Below are 21754 nucleotides of genomic sequence, written 5' to 3'. Positions count from 1 at the left end.
TTTTAACATGCAGTTGTCTACTCACTCTTCATCTTGGCACTATCCTGCCTCTACTTATTTTTTTATAAGCGCATCTTCGTGCTTACCTCAGTGCTGAGCGGAGACTCATAATGAGCCAACCCCCAAAAACCACATCTGAATCGCAAGAAAATCAGCGACTCAATAAACGCTTAAAAGACATGCCTGTTGCTATTGTTGGCATGGCGAGCATTTTTGCTAACTCTCGTTACTTAAATAAGTTCTGGGATTTGATTAGTGAAAAAATTGATGCGATTACAGAAGTTCCAGACACGCACTGGCGCCCTGAAGACTATTACGATGCAAACAAAAGCACGCCAGATAAGTCTTACTGTAAACGTGGTGGCTTCATACCTGAAGTCGATTTCAACCCTATGGAGTTTGGTCTTCCGCCAAATATTCTAGAACTAACAGATACGTCACAGCTGCTATCACTGATTGTGGCAAAAGAAGTATTAGCCGATGCAAAACTGCCTGAAGGTTACGACCGCGATAAAATTGGTATTACTTTAGGTGTAGGTGGCGGACAAAAAATCAGCCAAAGCCTAAATGCACGTTTGCAATACCCTGTTCTGAAGAAAGTCTTCGCTAGCAGTGGCATCAACGAGCAAGACAGCGAAATGCTGATCAAAAAGTTCCAAGATCAGTACATCCATTGGGAAGAAAACTCGTTCCCAGGCTCGCTCGGTAACGTTATTGCGGGTCGTATTGCTAACCGCTTCGATTTAGGTGGTATTAACTGCGTGGTTGATGCGGCATGTGCAGGCTCGCTTGCAGCACTTCGTATGGCGTTAGGTGAGCTTGTTGACGGTCGCAGTGAAATGATGATCACAGGTGGTGTGTGTACCGATAACTCACCAACCATGTACATGAGCTTTTCAAAAACCCCCGCTTTCACCACTAACGAAACTATCCAACCTTTTGATATCGATTCAAAAGGTATGATGATTGGTGAAGGCATCGGTATGGTCGCGTTGAAACGACTTGAAGATGCAGAGCGTGATGGCGACCGTATTTACTCAGTAATCAAAGGTGTTGGCGCATCATCTGACGGTAAATTCAAAAGTATTTATGCACCGCGCCCTGAAGGCCAAGCCAAAGCGCTTAAACGCGCTTACGATGATGCAGGTTTTGCACCTCAAACGCTGGGCTTATTAGAAGCTCACGGTACAGGTACAGCAGCAGGTGATGTTGCAGAATTCAACGGGTTGAATTCTGTCTTTAGTGAAGGTAATGACCAAAAGCAACATATTGCATTAGGCTCTGTGAAGTCTCAAATTGGTCATACTAAATCAACAGCAGGTACAGCGGGTTTAATCAAAGCTGCCCTAGCCCTTCACCATAAAGTTCTACCGCCAACAATTAATGTTTCTAAGCCAAACCCGAAACTAAATATCGAAGACTCGCCTTTCTACCTCAACACAGAAATGCGTCCTTGGATGCAACGTGTTGACGGTACACCACGTCGTGCAGGTATCAGCTCTTTCGGCTTTGGTGGCACAAACTTCCACGTCGTGCTTGAAGAGTACACATCTGAACACCAACGTGACGACCAATACCGCCAACGTGAAGTTGCTCAAACACTCCTGTTTAATGCACCAACCCGTGATGCCCTGATTGCTGAGCTCAAAGAACACATCAAACTTGTTCAAACGGATGACACAGCACTGACTGCGTTAGCTAAAACACATGGCCTGCGTGAAATTGCAGCGGGTGATGCACGTTTAGGCTTAGTGGCGAAATCCGTCGATGAGCTACAAACATTGCTGACTCAAGCCTTATCACAGCTAGAAAAACAAGATACAACACAATGGCAACTGCCAAACGGTACTAGCTACCGTGCTTCAGCACTGGTTGGTGACAAGCAAACTGGCAAAGTGGCAGCATTATTTGCCGGTCAAGGTTCACAATACCTGAATATGGGCCGTGAACTGGCATGTTACTACCCTGAAATGCGTAACCAGTTAGCTAATGCCGATCAGGTGTTTGGTCAGAACAATAAAACCGTTCTTTCTCAAGTGCTATTCCCTGTTCCAGCCTTCAGCAAAGAAGATGTGGCAGCTCAAGAAGCGACACTTACCAATACCGCCAACGCACAAAGCGCAATCGGTGTGATGTCTATGGGTCAATTCGACCTGATGACACAAGCAGGTTTTATAGCCGACATGGTTGCTGGCCACAGCTTTGGTGAACTCAGTGCTTTATGCGCATCTGGTGTTATTTCGCAAGACGATTACTACAAGCTCGCTTTTGAGCGCGGTAATGCGATGGCTGCTAAGCCTGCTGAAGGCGATAGCGGCACTATGTACGCCGTTATCCTTGATGCCGACAAGCTTGCCGATGTTGAAAAGTGTATCAGTGCCTTCGAAGGCGTCAGCATTGCGAACTACAATGCACCAAGTCAGCTTGTGATTGCAGGCCCTACAGTTGGCGCACAGCAAGCAGCAAAAGCATTGACAGAGCAAGGATTCAAAGCGATTTCACTGCCTGTTTCGGGCGCATTCCACACGCCTTTGGTTGCTCACGCCCAAAAGCCATTTGCCGCTGCAATCGATAAAGCATCGTTCACTGCACCCGCTTTACCTTTGTATTCAAATGCAACAGGTGAACTGCATAAGAAAGATGGCAAAGCGATTAAGAAAGCCTTCAAACAGCACATGCTGCAATCTGTTCGTTTCAGTACTCAGTTAGAAGCCATGTATCAAGCGGGTGCACGTGTATTCGTTGAGTTCGGGCCGAAGAATATCCTGCAAAAACTGGTTGAGAAAACACTGCAAGCTAAGTCTGATGAGTTATGCACCATCAGCCTAAACCCAAACCCTAAAGGTGACAGCGATCAGCAGTTACGTTTAGCCGCAGTACAACTGGCCGTTGCTGGTGTCTCGTTAAATACGATTGACCCTTACCAAGCGGAAATTGCAGCACCAGCAGCTGCATCGCCAATGAACATTAAGCTTCATGCAACCAACTACATCAGTGATGCGACTCGCAAGAAAATGGCGAAATCGTTAGCAACTGGCGCAATTGCCCCACTCACTGAAATTGTTGAAGTTGAAAAAGTGGTAGAGAAGATTGTGGAAAAAGAAATCATTAAAACCGAAATCCGCGAAGTGAAAGTGCCTGTTTCAGTAGCAGATACGGCTGTAAACTCAGCACCTGTCACGTCAGTGCCAGCACAAATACAAGCTCAGCAGCATGCAACAGCGCCTGCTACTACATCAGCATTTACTTCAGTAAGTGATGATTCATTAACGGCATTCTTCAACGCACAACAACAAGCTGCTGATCTTCATCAGCAATTCCTTGCTATCCCTCAGCAGTACGGCGATACCTTCGCGGCACTCATGACAGAGCAAGCGAAAATGGCAGCTGCCGGCATTGCCATTCCAGAAAGCCTACAGCGCTCAATGGAACTCTTCCACCAGCATCAAGCGGATACCTTAAAAGCACACGCTAACTACCTTTCACTGCAAGCAAACAGCAACAATGCAGCATTAGGTATGGTATCAACACAGCCAGTTGCACGCGTTCCAGCTCAAGCGCCTGTACAAGCAGTCGCTACAGCTCAGCCTGTGGCTCAAACTCAGACAATCACAGCGCCAGCAGTCTCTGTATCAGCAGCGTCTGCGCCAGTTGTTAAAGCTGAACCGAAAGTAAACACAGTTGCAGCTTCAGAAGCACCAAGACCTAAAGCAACTGCACCAAAACCTGCTGCTCAACAAACGGTAGTACCTGCTCAAGCACCGTCGCTATCTGCCACCATGCAATCAGCGGCTGCACCGCAAATCACGGTATCCGCACCCGCAGCAAACCCTGAAAAAGTAATGCTCGATGTTGTTGCTGAAAAAACGGGCTACCCAACTGAAATGCTTGATCTAGATATGGATATGGAAGCCGACCTAGGCATCGATTCTATCAAGCGCGTTGAGATTTTAGGCACAGTTCAATACGAACTACCTAACCTGCCAGAACTGAACCCTGAAGATCTGGCTGAGTGTCGCACACTTGCTGAAATTGTTAGCTATATGAATAGCAAAATGCCAGCAAGCGCGGCATCTACAACAACAGCAGCACCTGTTCAAGCTACACCAGCTCAAAGCGCTAGCAGCTTAGGCGCAGAGCAAGTACAAAACACCATGCTAGAGGTTGTAGCGGATAAAACCGGTTACCCAACTGAAATGCTTGATCTAGAAATGGATATGGAAGCAGACCTTGGTATCGACTCTATCAAGCGCGTTGAAATTCTAGGAACAGTGCAAGATCAACTGCCAACACTGCCAGAACTGAACCCTGAAGATTTAGCTGAGTGCCGTACACTTGGTGAAATCGTTGATTACATGAATAGTAAGCTAGCTGCTGTTTCTGCCCCAGTGTCTGTGGCCAATGTAGCGGCTGCGCCAGTTGCAGCTTCAACAGTCGCTTCAATAACCGCATCTAGCGGTTTAGATGCCGCGCAAGTTCAAACCACCATGCTAGACGTTGTAGCCGATAAAACAGGTTACCCAACTGAAATGCTAGATCTTGGCATGGATATGGAAGCAGACCTTGGTATCGACTCTATCAAGCGCGTTGAAATTCTAGGGACAGTGCAAGACCAACTACCTTCACTGCCAGAGCTGAATCCAGAAGACTTAGCTGAGTGCCGTACGCTTGGCGAAATCGTTGATTACATGAATAGCAAATTACCTGCTGTTTCTGTTCCTTCATCGGTAACAACAGCATCTGCAACAGTGGCTCCTGTAGCCGCATCTAGCGCTTTAGACGCGGCACAAGTGCAAACAACCATGCTTGAAGTTGTAGCTGATAAAACAGGCTACCCTACTGAAATGCTAGACCTTGCAATGGACATGGAAGCAGATCTTGGTATCGACTCTATCAAGCGCGTTGAAATTCTAGGGACAGTGCAAGACCAGTTGCCTTCACTACCAGAGCTTAATCCAGAAGATCTAGCTGAGTGCCGTACGCTTGGCGAAATCGTGGATTACATGAACAGTAAACTACCTGCTGCTTCATCAGTAACAGCTGTGGATGCGTCAGTAGCTACTCCAACAGTCGCATCTAGCGGTTTAGATGCCGCACACGTGCAAAGCACCATGCTAGAAGTTGTGGCTGATAAGACGGGTTACCCTGCAGAAATGCTTGACCTTGCTATGGATATGGAAGCTGACCTTGGTATCGACTCTATCAAGCGCGTTGAAATTCTAGGGACAGTGCAAGACCAATTGCCTTCACTGCCAGAGCTGAATCCAGAAGATCTAGCTGAGTGCCGTACACTCGGTGAAATCGTTACCTATATGCAAAGTAAGCTTACTGCGGACTCTTCTAGTGCTAACGCATCAGCACCAGTCGCGACTGAAACTGCATCGATTTCAACAGCAAACGCCGATCTTCCTCCGCATAACGAGGTAGCGCTAAAAAAGTTACCAGCGGTAGATAAACTATCAGACTGTTTCGCTCAAAATGCATGTGTTGTGATCACCGATGATGGTCACAACGCTGGTGTTCTAGCAGAGAAATTAACGGCAAATGGCTTACAAGTCGCTGTTGTTCGCAGTCCACTATCTGCCGCATCACCGCTAAGCACTGAAATCAAAAGCTACGACTTAGCAAGTATTGATGACGCAAGCATCACTGCGGTTATTGCTGATATCGAAAAAGAACAGCAAGAGATTGCTGGTTTTATTCACCTTCAACCGCACTCAGAAGCAAAAGACACAACAAGTATTGCCCTAAATGATGATGCAAAGGCCAATATCGACGTTGCATTCTTATTTGCCAAATTACTTAACAGCCAATTAAACAATTCAAACTCAACAGGCCGTCGCGTGTTCTTCACGGTAAGTCGCATTGATGGTGGTTTTGGTTATGCGGATGCAGCACAACTAGCAACAGCAGAACTCAACCAAGCAGCACTTGCTGGTTTAACCAAAACCCTAAGCCATGAGTGGCAAAATGTATTCTGCCGTGCAATTGATGCAGCGCCAGTATTGGATGCACGCCACCTTGCAGAAGCTATCTACGCTGAGTTATTCGATATTAATACTCAAGCAGTAGAAGTTGGCTTTAACTTGGTAGATGAAAACACAGTTCGTTCGACTTTGATTGCTGTTGAAGCAGGTCAAGCCGCGACCAAAAACGCAGCGGCTAAGCTAACCAAAAACGACAAAGTGCTCGTTACTGGTGGCGCTAAAGGCGTGACGTTTGAATGTGCACTTTCACTTGCCAAACAATGCCAATCACATTTCATTCTTGCTGGTCGTAGTAAACACATTACTGCATCAGAATTGCCAGAATGGGTTCAAGGTAAGGAAGAAAATGAATTGAAGTCAGCGGCAATTCGCCACCTTCAATCATTAGGTGATAAGCCAACACCAAGGAAAGTCGATGCCCTACTTCGCCCAGTATTAAGTAGCCTCGAAATTAACACTGCTCTTTCTGCATTTAAAGCCGTTGGTGCAACTGCTGAATACATCAGCCTTGATGTATCTAACAGTGAGTCTGTGGCCAATACACTGTCGAAAATCGACGGTATTACTGGCTTGATCCACGGCGCGGGAGTGCTTGCTGATAAACATATCCAAGATAAAACCCTAGATGAGTTAAATCTTGTTTACGGCACCAAAGTGGGTGGTTTAAAAGCAGTACTTAGCGCGATTGATAACAGCAAACTAAAACTAGTCGCAATGTTCTCATCGGCGGCAAGTTTCTACGGCAATATCGGCCAAAGTGACTACGCAATGTCTAACGACATTTTGAACAAAGTAGCGCTGCAATTCTCTGCCCGTCATCCTGAAGCGAAAGTTATGAGCTTCAACTGGGGGCCTTGGGATGGTGGCATGGTAAATCCAGCACTGAAGAAGATGTTCACTGATCGTGGTGTGTACGTTATTCCACTACAAGCAGGTGCCGATCTATTCAGCAACCAACTACTCAATGAAACAGGTATTCAATTGCTTGTCGGCACAAGTATGCAAGGTGCTGATAACAAGGAGAATGCTGTAAAAAAGCCTAATGCGGAGTCTATGCAGTTAGCACAGAGTCCGCTGAATACAAGCATCACTGTAACACGCGACCTTGACCCGAAAGCGATGCCTTTCGTCAAGGACCACTGTATCGCTGGCAACCCTGTGTTGCCAACGGTATGTGCCATTCAATGGATGCGTGAAGCAGCACAGCAATTGTTAGGAGCGAACGTTAGCGTTCGCAACTACAAGCTGCTTAAAGGTGTGATTTTTGAAAATGATGATGTGCAAACACTCACATTGAATATTTCACCTGATGCCAAAGTGACAGAAGAGTGGAAAGCGTTAATTAGCTGCAACGGTCGCCCTCAGTATCAGGCACAACTTGTTCTTGATAGTGAGTATGCGGAACTAGACAGCAATAAAACGTTTACCGCCGATTCAGCAAAACCTGTAACCACTGCGAATGACTTATACAGCAATGGCACCCTATTTCATGGGCCTCGCTTGCAAGGTATTCAATCTGTAACACGTTTTGACGATCACGGTTTAGTGGCTAAATGTCAGTTACCCGATATCTCTGATAGCGATTGTGGTGCGTTTATTCCAACGCAACATGCTGGTGGTAGCCAACCGTTCGCGGAAGACTGCTTACTACAAGCTATGTTGGTATGGGCAAGATTGAGATACGGTTCTGCAAGCCTGCCATCTGCTATTGGCGAGTTTGTTTCGTATGCACCAATGCAGTCTGGTGACTGCGGCTGGATTGAGCTGGAAGTGATTAAAAGCACAGCCCGTTCGCTACAAGCCAATATTGCGTTATACCACCAAGATGGACGCCTAAGTGCCGTAATGAAAGGGGCTAAAGTGACCATCAGCAAAACCCTCAATGAGGCATTTTTGGTGAAAACCCAATCAGAAAAGGAGCTTCTGTCATAGTGGCTGACTCTTCTATTAATAAAGCGATGCCATTGCGCATCGCTCTTTTAGCCCAGCCTCGCGCTGGGCTTTCTGCCAACCTTTTACCTTCGTCATTAATGATTGAAAACATCAAACTTTCTGACGATTTTACTGCCACACTGAATACTGCTATTCAGGTAGTTAACCAAGGTAAAGCGGTGGCATTAACCTCTCAGTCGGGTCGTTCGATTGTGTTAATGGCTGGCTTAACCGCAGCTCAAAATCGTATCCATCCACATGCTTACTTATCAGGCGTAGCGGCAAGTTTACCGCTTGCCATTGAGCAATCACGCCGCCAACCTGATGACGTTAGCATCAAGCAAACATCTACCGCATCAACGGCGACGGAGCAATTTTCAGCGCTGTACCAGCTTATTGATGACATTGCTGCACGACGTCAGCAACCTCGACATAAGCAAGTCGATGGTGATGATTGCCACTATTGGTTTACTGAACCAAACAGAGCACGGGTTGCTAGCTTGAGCTTTACTGCTGAAAATCTCTCCTTTACTGAAAACCAAGCAAACAGCACTAGCCTGGTTTTAACCCAAGCGACAGGCTTAAAAGAAGCGAAACCGCTGCTCGATACCTCTCGTTTATTTTTCATTATTACGGGAAATACAGAGACTGAGCTATCAGCCAAGCTCGCGGAACTATCAATAAAGATCACTGAGCTCAGCCAGAACTTAGGCTCTGATTCAGTATTAAGTTCAGCCGCTTTAATTGAATTAATGCATCAAAACTTGGTGCGTTTTCAAGCGCTATCTATCCAACTAAAAGCAACACAGCCACCAGCAGCACAATTAACCATTGTGTTGCAAGGCACTTCAACAGCTGCTGTATTGTTAGAAATCAACGCGCTAACAAAGGTGTTACCCAACATCATTGCAGAACAAACCGACTACAAAACCCCTGCGGGTAGCTACTTTTCGCCAGCACCTGATAGCCGAGGTAAAGTGGCCTTTGTTTACCCAGGAGTAGGCACAGTCTACCCGGGCATGCTGCGTGATTTTTACCAGTATTTCCCAGAGCTTTACGCTCGTTTAGAGCGTGAAGGTAATCTCAAGGAAATGCTGCAAGCGGATAAAACCTACGCGGCGACTAGCAATGAAAAGGCTGGGAATTCCTCCCAAGAGATGACACTTAGTGAGCTTGCTATTGCAGGTGTTGGAAGCAGTTACATACTGACTCAACTACTGTGTGACTCTTTTTCGGTCAAGCCTGACTTTGCCCTGGGTTATTCCAAAGGTGAAGCCTCTATGTGGGCCAGCTTAGGCGTGTGGCGTAATCCTCATGCTTTGATTGAGATGACCCAAACGAGCCCGATTTTCACCACCGCAATATCGGGGGAATTAACGGCAGTACGTGAGGTATGGCAACTCAATCAAGACGAAGAAATCACATGGAATAGCTTCCTTGTCCGCAGTGAACCCGCAGCAATCGAAGCTTTGTTACCTGAGTTCCCTCGTGCTTACCTTGCCATTATCCAAGGTGATACCTGCATCCTTGCGGGCTGCGAACAAAACTGCCGTGCCCTACTCAAGCAACTGGGTAAACGTGGTATTGCCTCTAACCGCGTGACGGCTATGCATACTACACCGGCTTTAAGCCAGCATGCTCAAGTCACTGATTTTTATAATCAGCCGTTATGTGATGCGCTCCCGCACCATATTCGTTTTATTAGCGCAGCAGAGTTACTGCCACAAAACGCTAATCAGCCAGTGAGTATAGATAGACAAAGTATTGCGACATCTATTGCCGATACTTTTTGTTCAACGCTTGATTTTACTTCGCTCATTCGTGCAGCGCGTGAACACGGCGCGCGTTTGTTCATCGAGTTAGGCGCTGACCGCCAAACCAGTACCTTAATCGATAAGATCAATCGTGCAGATAAAGTGACAGATAGCCTTGCTGTGGCAACTAATGCTAAAGGCGGTGATGACATTCAAACCTTATTGAAATGCATCGCTCAGTTGATCACCCAGCAGGTGCCTTTATCTATTTCGCCATTAGTTGACGGCCTTGTCTGCCAACTCGCCGCTTCAGATGCTCAATCTTCAGTTCAGACACAAGGAGAGCCAGTATGAGTTCTCAACACCATTCGGCTAACAAGGCGGCAAAAATCGCAATTGTTGGCCTCGCCAATCAGTATCCGGATGCCGATACGCCAAAGGATTTTTGGAACAATCTACTGGATAAAAAAGATTCGCGCACAACATTACGTCCTGAAAAGCTAGGTGCAAACCCAGACGCTTATCAAGGCCAACAAGGTGAATCAGACCGCTTTTACTGTGATAAAGGCGGCTACATCGAAAACTTCGCCTTTGATCCTAATGGCTACCGTTTACCCACTGATTATTTCAATGGCTTAGACGATAGCTTCTTATGGGCGCTAGATACCAGCCGTAAGGCTCTATTAGACGCTGGCATTGCACTTGATGCCGATGTACTTGAACGTACTGGCGTTATCATGGGGGCGTTATCATTCCCGACAACGCATTCAAATGATTTGTTCCTGCCGCTCTATCACTCAGCCGTAGAGAAAGCGCTACAAGACAAACTGGCTAACCCACAGTTTTCATTGTTGCCATCAAACGAACAGCCGCACGTTTTAAATACTGCCAATGGTGCTGCTGCACACAACGCATCAAAAATTGTGGCTGATGCGCTTGGCCTTGGTCGTGCCCAGCTAAGTCTAGATGCGGCTTGTGCTAGTTCAGTTTATTCTTTAAAACTGGCTTGTGATTACCTCAGTACAGGCAAAGCCGACATGATGCTGGCGGGTGCAGTTTCTGGCGCTGACCCATTCTTCATCAATATGGGCTTCTCAATTTTCCACGCCTACCCAGATCACGGTGTTTCTGTTCCTTTTGATAGCAACAGTAAAGGCTTGTTCGCCGGTGAAGGTGCTGGTGTCTTAGTACTAAAACGCCTAGAAGACGCCGAGCGCGATGGCGACCATATTTATGCTGTTGTCAGTGGCATTGGCCTATCGAATGATGGTCGTGGTCAGTTTGTGTTAAGCCCAAATAGCAAAGGTCAGGTACAAGCCTTTGAGCGCGCTTATGAAGCCACAAACTTGTCACCAGAAAGTATTGAAGTGATTGAGTGTCACGCAACAGGTACCCCTTTGGGTGACAAAGTTGAGTTAACCTCAATGGAGCGTTTCTTTGCTGACAAACTCAACGGTAGCCAAGTACCTTTGATTGGTTCAGCGAAATCAAATTTAGGTCACTTACTCACCGCCGCTGGCATGCCGGGGATCATGAAAATGATCTTTGCAATGAAAGAAGGCGTGCTCCCACCAAGTATTAACCTGTCAGAGCCTCTGTCATCACCTGAAGGTTTATTTGGTGCTCAAACGCTGCCAACCCAAGTGCAACCTTGGCCAGATAAAACAGGCAATCCTGAACGTCGCGCTGGCGTTTCAGTCTTTGGTTTTGGTGGCTGTAATGCTCACCTGTTACTTGAAGCCTATTCAGACGCACAGTCGACAACACGCTCAACAACAGGCTCAGCGGAGAAAACGGCAGTTTCAGAAGCCAATTCATTACCGCGTCACTCAACAGCACTAAAAGTGACAGGTCTTGCTTCGCACTTCGGATCATTAAAAACCATTAATGCCCTTAGCCATGCGATTCAACATAATGAAAATGCATTTGTTGCCTTACCGAAGAAACGCTGGAAAGGTTTAGACCAACACCCTGAGCTATTAAGCCAATTTGGTCTACCGACTATCCCACATGGCGCTTATATCGATCAGTTTGAATTGGATTTCTTGCGCTTTAAAGTGCCGCCAAACGAAGACGATCGCTTAATCTCACAGCAACTCTTGTTGATGAAAGTCGCCGATGAAGCCATTCGTGATGCCAAGCTAGCACCAGGCCAGAAAGTTGCCGTATTAGTTGCAATGGAAACTGAGCTTGAAATGCATCAGTTCCGTGGACGCGTAAACCTGCATACTCAGCTTGCTGACAGCCTTGCGAACATGGGCGTTACGCTGACAGAATCAGAATATGAATCACTTGAAGCCATTGCAATGGACAGTGTGTTGGATGCAGCCAAGCTGAACCAGTACACCAGCTTCATCGGCAACATCATGGCGTCACGTATTGCGTCGCTATGGGATTTTAACGGTCCTGCTTTCACCATTTCTGCTGCCGAGCAATCTGTCGCTCGTTGTATTGATGTGGCTGAAAACCTCATGAGCCAAGAATCGCTTGATGCTGTTGTAATCGCCGCGGTTGATTTAAGTGGCAGTGCTGAGCAAGTGATCTTGAAAAACAGCATTCGCCCTATTGCCAACACAGTACAAGATTCAGGTTGGCACGTCGGTGAAGGTGCTGGCGCTGTCGTACTGACAGATGCAAGTTCTGATTCTAACTCTGACTCGCACTCATACGGTGAAATCACAGCATCAGGCTTTAGTGCTACCAGTCAAAGTCACACTGTCACGGATCGCTTGTTAACATCAACGGGTGTACCAGTCTCTGCCATCAAGGTATTGGAAATTAACCAAGCCCCAAACAGCACTGAGGCATTACAGTTACCACTGCACACCGTTAAACCTACATACGCCAATCAACGTTTAGGTCATAGCTTTGCCGCTTCAGGCATGGCGAGCTTACTGCATGGTTTAATTACATTAAATCACACAGCAACGCACGAGCCGACCAAAGCAGCCATTGTTACCAGTGTGAGCGAAAACCAGTGTTCGCAACTGCTCGTTTCGCAGTCGCAAGCCGAAACGCAAGCGTTAAACACTCGCCTAAGCAATGAACTGGCAAACGACAATAAACGCCAGCTCATCAAGCAAGTAACGCTTGGTGGCCGTGACATTTACCAACACATAGTCAGTGCCGAACTCGCAGAGATAGCGTCTATCCAACAAAAAGTGGCCAATACTGCACCGCGAATTAAACCGCATAAGCCAGTGTTCAACCCTATTGCGCCTTCGCAACCATCCGTATCCCCGATTTTGGCCACAACACGCCAAGCGCCGATTACAGGAATTCCAAGCAATATGACCAACGTCCTATCCGCTAATAACAGCCAGAATACTCAGACAAACAGCCCTGCATCATCGCAGCAAGCGGCATTTATCGAAAACCAACGACTTGCTCAACAAGTTCACCAAGCCTTCTTACAAAATCGTGAACAAGGTTTGAAGATGGCTGACGCTTTATTAAAAGCGCAATTGAACGAAGTGACAGCACAAATGGAAGCGGGTTATAACCCACAACCTGCGCCTGTATCTGACCTAGCACAAACAACAACACAAGCTGTCGCGCAACCGGTAAACGTGTATGCAGCACCAGTCAAACCAATCCGTAAACCATGCATTTGGGATTACGATGATTTGGTTGAATACGCTGAAGGTGATATCGCCAATGTCTTTGGCCCAGACTATGCCATTATCGACAACTACTCACGTCGTGTAAGGCTGCCAACCACAGATTACCTCTTGGTTTCTCGTGTCACGAAACTTGACGCGACTATGCTTGAATACAAACCAAGTACCATGACAACGGAATACGATATTCCTGTCGATGCGCCTTACTTGGTTGATGGCCAAATCCCTTGGGCGGTTGCCGTTGAATCTGGTCAATGTGATTTAATGCTGATCAGCTACTTAGGTATCGACTTTGAAAACAAAGGCGAGCGTGTATACCGCCTGCTCGATTGTACCCTGACCTTCCTTGGTGATTTACCGCGTGGTGGTGACACACTACGTTACGACATCTCGATTAATCACTTCGCCCGTAATGGCGATACCTTGCTGTTCTTCTTCTCGTACGAATGTTTTGTTGGCGATAAGATGATCCTGAAAATGGATAACGGCTGTGCAGGTTTCTTCACCGATGAAGAACTTGCTGACGGTAAAGGCGTTATCCGCACTGAAGACGAAATCAAAGCACGCAACCTAGCAATGAAGCAGCACTTTAATCCGTTACTGCATTGCCAGAAAACACAGTTCGACTACCACACGCTGCATCACTTGCTAAGCGCCAACATTGCGGGTTGTTTTGGTGACAGTCATATCTCTGATCGCCACCAACCTTCATTGTGCTTTAGTTCTGAAAAATTCATGATGATTGAGCAAGTAAGCCGCGTTGAACCACAAGGTGGTGCGTGGGGACTTGGCTTGATCGAAGGTCATAAACAACTAGAACCTGAACACTGGTACTTCCCTTGTCATTTTAAAGACGACTCCGTAATGGCAGGATCTTTAATGGCAGAAGGTTGTGGTCAATTACTCCAGTTCTACATGATGTACCTAGGTATGCACACCCAAGTACAAAATGGTCGATTCCAGCCGCTTGAAAACGCGCCACAAAAAGTACGTTGTCGTGGTCAAGTACTGCCACAATCTGCGGTATTAACTTACCGTATGGAAGTGACAGAAATTGGTTTGAGCCCTCGCCCATATGCCAAAGCCAATATCGATATACTGCTTGATGGCAAAGTCGTGGTGGATTTCCAAAATCTTGGTGTGATGATCCGTGAAGAAGAGGAATGTACACGTTACCTTAGCTCATCTGATTACGTTGTCGAGGATTCGCCAGCACAAGTTGAAGTAGCACTTGACGTTGAAGTTACAAGTACACCAAAAGCGAATGTGAGCAAAGCAGCATCGGCGAATGCCCCGCTGATGGCGCAAATCCCTGATTTAGCAACCGCGACCAATAAAGGTGTGATCCCGCTACAACACGTAGAAGCACCGATTACGCCTGACTACCCGAATCGCACCCCAGACACAGTACCGTTTACGCCGTACCACATGTTTGAATTTGCAACGGGTGATATTGAAAAATGTTTCGGCCCTGACTTCTCAATTTACCGCGGAATGATCCCACCTCGTACTCCATGTGGTGATTTGCAGCTGACGACTCGTGTTATTGAAGTTAATGGCACACGTGGTGATTTCAAAACACCATCATCATGTATTGCAGAATACGAAGTGCCTGAAAACGCATGGTACTTTGACGAAAACAGCCATCAAACATTGATGCCTTATTCGGTATTGATGGAGATTTCTCTGCAGCCAAATGGCTTTATCTCTGGTTATATGGGTACAACCCTTGGCTTCCCAGGTGAAGAGCTATTCTTCCGTAACCTTGATGGAAGCGGCAAGATACTACGTAAGGTTGATTTACGCGGTAAAACCATCGTTAATGATTCTCGCCTGCTTTCAACCGTTATGATGGGCACCAACATCGTTCAGAGCTTCAGCTTTGAGCTAAGCACAGATGGTGTTCCTTTCTATCAAGGTACTGCGGTATTTGGTTACTTCAAAGGCGCGGCACTGAAAGATCAACTTGGTCTTGATAACGGTAAAGTCACCCACCCTTGGCATGTTGATAATAATCGTACGCCAGATGTGACGATTGACTTGCTTGATAAAACCAGCCGTTACTTCAACGCACCAGTGTCTGCAACCGGTGAAAAACAGCCGCACTACCAGCTTGCTGGCGGTCGCTTGAACTTCATTGATACCGTGCAAATCACCAGTGATGGCGGTAAAGAAGGCTTAGGTTACTTATACGCTGAGCGCACTATCGACCCAAGTGATTGGTTCTTCCAGTTCCACTTCCATCAAGATCCTGTTATGCCAGGTTCATTAGGTGTTGAGGCGATTATTGAGCTAATGCAGACCTACGCCCTAAACAAAGATCTTGGTGCTGGTTTCCGCTCACCTAAATTTGGTCAAATCCAATCGGAAGTGAAATGGAAATACCGTGGTCAAATCAACCCACTGAATAAGCAAATGTCGCTCGATGTACACATCACAGCAATTAAAGATGAAGACGGTAAGCGCATTATTATTGGTGACGCAAACTTGAGTAAAGACGGCCTACGCATTTACGAAGTAAAAGACATCGCTATTTGTATCGAAGAAGCTTGAGTTAAGGATTAGAACATGACAACGCAAACAACCCTAAATAACGAAAAGCTTTCTCCTTGGCCATGGCAAGTTGAAGAAAGTGTCACTCAATTCAATACCGAAGCAATGGCTAAAGTATTAAAAGACCTCAGCCGCGGCTGCTACGTCATCAATCACCCTGAAAAAGGGCTTGGGGTAAGCCAAGAGGCAGAACTGACCTCTGGTGATAGCGCAAGCGCTAGCAGTACACACCCAGTCAGTGCATTTGCGCCAGCACTTGGTACACAAAGCCTTGGTGACAGTGATTTTTGTCGTGTACATGGCGTGAAATATGCCTACTACGCAGGTGCGATGGCGAATGGCATTTCTTCTGAAGAATTAGTGATTGCACTGGGTCAAGCAGGTATTCTTTGTTCATTCGGTGCTGCGGGGCTCATCCCTTCACGTGTAGAACAAGCGATCAACCGTATTCAAGCAGCGCTGCCTAACGGCCCTTACGCGTTTAACTTGATCCACAGTCCAAGCGAACCAGCACTTGAGCGTGGCAGCGTTGAGCTATTCCTAAAACATAAAGTACGTACTGTAGAGGCATCTGCGTTCTTAGGCCTAACACCGCAAATTGTACAATACCGCGCTGCTGGCTTAAGCCGAGATCAAAAAGGCGATATTGTTATTGCTAACAAAGTTATCGCTAAAGTAAGCCGTACCGAGGTGGCGAGCAAATTCATGGAACCTGCACCTGCTAAAATGCTGCAAGGTTTGGTGGATGAAGGTCGAATCACACCAGAACAAATGGAATTAGCACAGCTCGTTCCAATGGCTGACGATATTACAGCTGAAGCTGATTCGGGTGGTCATACCGATAACCGCCCTCTGGTGACGTTATTACCAACCATCTTGGCACTAAAAGAAGAGATTCAAGCGAAATACCAATACAAGACACCGCTTCGTGTCGGTACTGGCGGCGGTGTTGGCACACCCGATGCGGCACTGGCAGCCTTTAATATGGGTGCAGCTTACATTGTTACAGGCTCTGTCAACCAAGCATGTATTGAAGCGGGCGCGAGTGAGCATACGCGTAAACTGCTTTCGACCACTGAAATGGCCGACGTCACCATGGCTCCCGCTGCAGACATGTTTGAAATGGGTGTTAAGTTACAGGTTGTTAAACGCGGCACGCTCTTCCCTATGCGGGCGAATAAGCTTTATGACATTTACACTCGCTATGATTCTATTGAAGCGATCCCTGCAGACGAGCGCCATAAGCTGGAAACTCAGGTTTTTCGCTCAACACTCGATGACATCTGGGCTGGCACAGTTGCGCACTTTAACGAGCGCGATCCAAAGCAAATTACGCGTGCCGAAGGCAACCCTAAACGGAAGATGGCATTGATTTTCCGTTGGTACCTTGGCCTTTCTAGCCGTTGGTCAAACACCGGTGAAACGGGTCGTGAAATGGACTATCAAATCTGGGCGGGCCCTGCTCTTGGTGCGTTCAATGCATGGGCGAAAGGCAGCTATTTAGATGATTATAAAAACCGCCAAGCTGCTGATGTTGCAAAACATCTGATGCACGGCGCCGCTTATTTAGCTCGAATTAATCTGCTGGCTTCACAAGGCATTAAGCTATAGCAACCGTCACCTTGGTTGCTTTGTTATATTTTTAATTGGTTATGTAAAACAAACAGCAACGTTTCACTATCGTATGTGTGGTTGCACCACTGGTGTTTATTCGCTATCGAGCTAGGTACTAACTCATCTATACGCACGCTGGCAAAACCAAACTTTTGGTAGAAATGACTCAAATGAGAAAAAGGTAAACAAAAAACCTTTTCGTAAGAATGAGCGTTTTGAACAAGAAAGCCGACAATTTTGGATGCTAAGCCTAAACCTCTATACTCTTTCTCGACAAATATCCCACCGAGTTCAGCAGCAGATTGCTCGACCCTTTGCAGCCGACCAACCCCAACCCTTTCGCCATTAACCTCTGCAATAGCTATCAGCTCATTGTCATAGTTAGAATGCTTAAACCCTACCGTGTCATATTGAGAGTTGACCCATGACATTTCGTTTAACTGCGCGATTCTAATGATTACATTTTGATTCACTACACTCTCCAAAAGTATTACGCCGAACATAAGTTGCGCCACGATGAATCCACCAAGCTCCATACCAAAAATGCCGCGTGTTAAGGGGCAACTTGCACAATTTATTATATTTTTACTGCCGTATAATTGCCGATTTGACGATAGTAAAGCCGATTAACCCCAACAGAACACCTGTCACTTTATCAATGTAATATGCTAGGCGAGTAAACTGCCTTCTTACTTTTGGTGTAGAGAGGAGAGAAATAATTGCAGCATCCCAGATAAATACAACTAACGTCATCCAAATACCTAAACCAATTTTAAAAGAAAATCCTACATCATTGGTTAACACCACAGTGAAAAGACTTAAATAGAATAATAGATTTTTAGGATTTAGGATCCCAGACATAAAGCCTGTGATGAATTCCCGGATAAAAGTAGTCTGGTGAGATATTTTTGACACTGTAATATCGATATTTTCATATGCATTTTTTCTTGCTCGTATTGCTTGTACAGCAAGGTAAATAAGAAACAAACCACCAATAATTTTAAGTGTGATCATTATAGGAACTGAAGCTGCTAAAATTGAACCAACGCCTATTAAACACAAACCTATATACACCGCATTTGCTGTAGCAATCCCGAATGCCACGCCTAAAGCATTTTTTCCACTATTTCGAATGGCACTTTTTACAACGATGACAAAATCAGGGCCTGGACTTAGAAGAGCTAAAAAATGAGCAATCGCTACTGTGACGAAAATACCTAGCAAACTAGCATCCATACAAACAACCTCCTTGTTGATTTATAAAATGCAACTATCGCATAAAAGAGCAAAAATGTTGAATAAAAATATAACGCTTGCCAGAAGGTGTGCCCCACAGAACCAACAAAGCGCTCCCAACTTCACACCAAAACTGCCGACTGTAAAGCATCACCTTGCTGGCTTTGTTAAATGACCATGATTCTTAAACATTTAAACACCAAAAATCAGAACGCTTACATTCATGGTATCAAAACATTTGATGTGTAATAACACGTAATACCATCTAATACGCATTGGATTACATTTAATGTATTACTTCTTGAGTCAGACTTTCAAGTACAACAAGTAATCAACAACCACACACAAAAAACAAGGCGAGGGATTAACATGTCAACTGAAGGAAAATTTTATGTGGAAAATAGCTCTAATGTTTCTATAACAGGTAGCGTAACTTATCATGATAGACCGGAGTCCCGAATAAATTTCACAAACTTAAAACCGGGAGAAAGCACTCCGAAAAAAAGTTTCAGCTCTGGTGCAGGAACTAAAGATTCATGGTATTACGATTACTCTCAAGGAAACAACATCCGAAAAGGAGATAAAGACTGCGCCTTTTATGACAAGGATCAAGCTGGTCCAGTAGTTATCAGTATTGGTGATAATTCCTTTAAAGTTTCTCCAGATATAAGTGGTTCTTGCGTTAAGGACTTTTAATACACTAAAATCAATAAACCTTCGCCTCATTTTTAATGGGGCAAAGGGGCGTTTTTATTGTAGAGCAATTAATCATACTTGGATACTTCGAATAAACATCCGGTGGTGGTGACTTAAAAGCCCGAAAATTTTTTATTCCCCGCTCTGTGGCCTCGTACGCAAGAAATATACTCCCAGAAGAACCTAATATTTCTTATTAAGTGTCATCATAGAACATATATTCAAAAATCACATTCAGGTAATAACTCTAAACTCTTTCTCGGCCATACGCTGCATCGATATCTATGAATCGCAGTTTCTATGTACTCTTTTGTAATCTTCTCAGGTTGTAATTTACTAACTTGTCCACATTTAGGGCACTCAGACTCAGCATCCCGAATTAAAGTAGAGTTAGGGGAGATAAAGTAACAGCTATTACACCTTAAACCTTCACCATCATGCTCTTGAAAAACAAGTTTATCCGCTTCTATCATAGCTACGATTCGCTTTTGTTGGAGCTCTTTTGTTATCGCCTTACGCCGCTCAATCAACTTTCTTTGCTCTCTATCTAAGCGCTCTTGATCTTCAATCAATAACCTTGCACGCTCCTCTCGTAACCTTTTTCTCTCCTCTTCCGCTTGAGATTCAGAATTAATCCTTAACTCATAGTCATTCAGTTTGTAATCTTTTAAGTAAAAAGACTTTAAGTCTCTGCTACGACTAAGAACATCACAAGCGACTAAATGCTCCAAATAACTTAAAACGGCATAATAGGGAGAGATTATCCTTTCGTTTTCCTCCCATGTTAAATACCAGGCTCCTCTCCAGTTTGATTTTGAGCCTTTCGCTAAAGCTTTTTGCCTAGCTTCATACTGTGCAATGTTTAGACGGTTCATATGCTCATTTATACCAGCAAACTTCACAACAAACTTTTTCACATCGTTAGCATTAAACGCTCTATCCATCCCATTTTTATACAAAAAACTGAGAATGAGCGCCTGCCAATGTTCACAACAACAATTGAAGATCCAATATCCATCGACCCTTATTCCGATTAGACAATCTACAGTTTCTAGATCAACCCATTTAGGAAATACGGGAACTAGCTTACGCTTAGAGTATTCATATTCATTTATCCATTCACTAGATAAGCTATTTAACCACGATAGATCTGCATCAAGTTTTGAACGTAGCTGTTGTTTAGCTTCTTCACGCCTTTCTAATCGAACCCTCTCTTTTTCTTCTTCAATTCGTTGTCTAGCTAGTTCAGCCTTTTGACGTTGAATGATCTCATAATTCAACCTGTCAGCTTCCTCTTGAAGCTTTGCATACAATGGCTTTAAGAACTCCACCGCTCTGGGGTGATGTATCCACTTAGCATTTTTAGAATTAAATACGGCGGAACGAATTGCTTTATCATCATAGAGCTCATCGGTTCCATATAAGCTAGTTAAAACTACCTCAATTGCTGGCTGTTCTGCTTTTTCTATGGCTGAAATTTTTTCAGGTGTATTATCATGAGAAACCGTGATCTCGATAAATAAAGAACGCCCTTTTAAAGTTGCAAAACTATCGATTCTAAATTGATTCCATGAATACTCACTTTGGATATTATCTAGTGAAGTTTCTATCTCTGGAATTGTAAATGTCTCACCTGTTATAGATGAACCATCTTTGAGCTTGATTTTAGGGGTATGAGAAAACTCTGGCAGTACTATCTTGCACTCAGACTCTATAAGCTGCTGAGCGTACTGATGTAAGTACGTCATCGCATGATAATCATAACACTCAGTATCTTTTGCGTGCGAAAAATGGGGACGCCTGCGCTCTCCCTGATTCTTTGCAATCAGAGGCTGCCGACATTCCGGACAAATGCAACCGCATGCAAGACCATTAGGAACACTTTCGACATGAAATATTTGATTATCTTTAAGCCCGAATGGTATCAACATCTCAATCATTCACAAAATCAATCCTTTCAGCCATGATAACGATCGAGTGCAGATAATTCTAATAAGATGCTTGAGTAAAATGTCTCAACTTATTTCAGTCTTTGCGTATAAATACCCAACCCCACCGGTCTGTCTAACCTCATAGCGACGAACCAAATATGCCCATTCACTTGCCAAAGCCACTGCTTACGAGTAAAGCTGATATTACTCCATCGTGCTTTGCGGGTTTCACCTATACGGGAACCATGACAAAACATCATCATAATCAACATACGGACTGGCGGCTTCTGCTCATCAAAGCTTTGTAATACGCTCGGGATTGCATCAACAGATAATCGACACCCTTTATGAGATTTGTACTTTCTTTTCTCTACCAGGTACACCGTGCAAACAAGCCGAAGCATTGCAGTTATTAATTCACCGCGTTCATG

Annotated in this window: 8 protein-coding genes and 1 pseudogene; 5 read left to right on the top strand and 4 right to left on the bottom strand. The window is 45.2% G+C overall.

Annotation, left to right across the window (positions count from 1 at the left end; genetic code table 11):
* The first annotated feature begins 110 nt into the window (after positions 1-110).
* Genes L4D78_RS19830 through pfaD form a run of 4 tightly spaced genes read left to right on the top strand, consistent with a single transcriptional unit; the run spans position 111 to position 17457 of the window.
* Positions 111-7919, top strand: coding sequence for a phosphopantetheine-binding protein (locus L4D78_RS19830; RefSeq protein WP_428468537.1), 7809 nt, complete (start codon positions 111-113; stop codon positions 7917-7919).
* Between the two features lie 26 nt (positions 7920-7945).
* Positions 7946-10027: a PfaB family protein gene (locus tag L4D78_RS19825; protein ID WP_428468590.1), complete on the top strand. Its 2082-nt coding sequence runs from the start codon at positions 7946-7948 to the stop codon at positions 10025-10027.
* A complete protein-coding gene (locus L4D78_RS19820; RefSeq protein ID WP_428468536.1) occupies positions 10024-15846 on the top strand; it encodes a hotdog fold thioesterase in 5823 nt (1940 codons plus the stop codon). Before L4D78_RS19825 ends, L4D78_RS19820 begins: the two co-directional genes overlap by 4 nt.
* Positions 15847-15861: 15 nt before the next feature.
* Positions 15862-17457 (top strand): eicosapentaenoate synthase subunit PfaD, encoded by a 1596-nt coding sequence (gene pfaD, locus L4D78_RS19815; protein ID WP_428468535.1) that lies wholly within the window; start codon positions 15862-15864, stop codon positions 17455-17457.
* Positions 17458-17480: 23 nt separating this feature from the next.
* On the opposite strand, the gene L4D78_RS19810 is transcribed toward pfaD, so the two are convergent.
* Positions 17481-17933, bottom strand: a complete 453-nt coding sequence (locus tag L4D78_RS19810) for a GNAT family N-acetyltransferase (protein WP_428468534.1) — start codon at positions 17931-17933, stop codon at positions 17481-17483.
* A 112-nt stretch (positions 17934-18045) separates the two neighbouring features.
* Entirely contained in the window at positions 18046-18696 is a 651-nt protein-coding gene (locus tag L4D78_RS19805) for a LysE family transporter (RefSeq protein WP_428468533.1), read from the bottom strand.
* Between the two features lie 369 nt (positions 18697-19065).
* Between L4D78_RS19805 and L4D78_RS19800 the strand changes: the two genes are divergently transcribed.
* Positions 19066-19392 (top strand): hypothetical protein, encoded by a 327-nt coding sequence (locus L4D78_RS19800; protein ID WP_428468532.1) that lies wholly within the window; start codon positions 19066-19068, stop codon positions 19390-19392.
* A gap of 221 nt (positions 19393-19613) precedes the next feature.
* Here L4D78_RS19800 and L4D78_RS19795 read toward each other — a convergent pair whose 3' ends face one another.
* Together L4D78_RS19795 and L4D78_RS19790 are read right to left on the bottom strand one after the other, a co-directional pair.
* The gene (locus L4D78_RS19795) at positions 19614-21332 is read right to left on the bottom strand and encodes a competence protein CoiA family protein (protein WP_428468531.1); all 1719 of its coding nucleotides are present in this window, start codon (positions 21330-21332) and stop codon (positions 19614-19616) included.
* 80 nt (positions 21333-21412) lie between these two features.
* Positions 21413-21754 (bottom strand): annotated as a pseudogene (locus tag L4D78_RS19790) (hypothetical protein); the annotation flags it as partial.

Source organism: Photobacterium minamisatsumaniensis (assembly GCF_050336695.1).
GTDB lineage: Bacteria > Pseudomonadota > Gammaproteobacteria > Enterobacterales > Vibrionaceae > Photobacterium > Photobacterium minamisatsumaniensis.
The sequence above is the reverse complement of the archived record's forward strand: the minus strand, read 5'-3'. Positions and strand labels throughout refer to the sequence as shown.

Coding starts and splice junctions, on each gene's coding strand:
- L4D78_RS19830 (WP_428468537.1), top strand. CDS start 111: ATGAGCCAACCCCCAAAAACCACATCTGAATCGCAAGAAAATCAGCGA.
- L4D78_RS19825 (WP_428468590.1), top strand. CDS start 7,946: ATGCCATTGCGCATCGCTCTTTTAGCCCAGCCTCGCGCTGGGCTTTCT.
- L4D78_RS19820 (WP_428468536.1), top strand. CDS start 10,024: ATGAGTTCTCAACACCATTCGGCTAACAAGGCGGCAAAAATCGCAATT.
- L4D78_RS19800 (WP_428468532.1), top strand. CDS start 19,066: ATGTCAACTGAAGGAAAATTTTATGTGGAAAATAGCTCTAATGTTTCT.
- pfaD (WP_428468535.1), top strand. CDS start 15,862: ATGACAACGCAAACAACCCTAAATAACGAAAAGCTTTCTCCTTGGCCA.
- L4D78_RS19805 (WP_428468533.1), bottom strand. CDS start 18,696: ATGGATGCTAGTTTGCTAGGTATTTTCGTCACAGTAGCGATTGCTCAT.
- L4D78_RS19795 (WP_428468531.1), bottom strand. CDS start 21,332: ATGATTGAGATGTTGATACCATTCGGGCTTAAAGATAATCAAATATTT.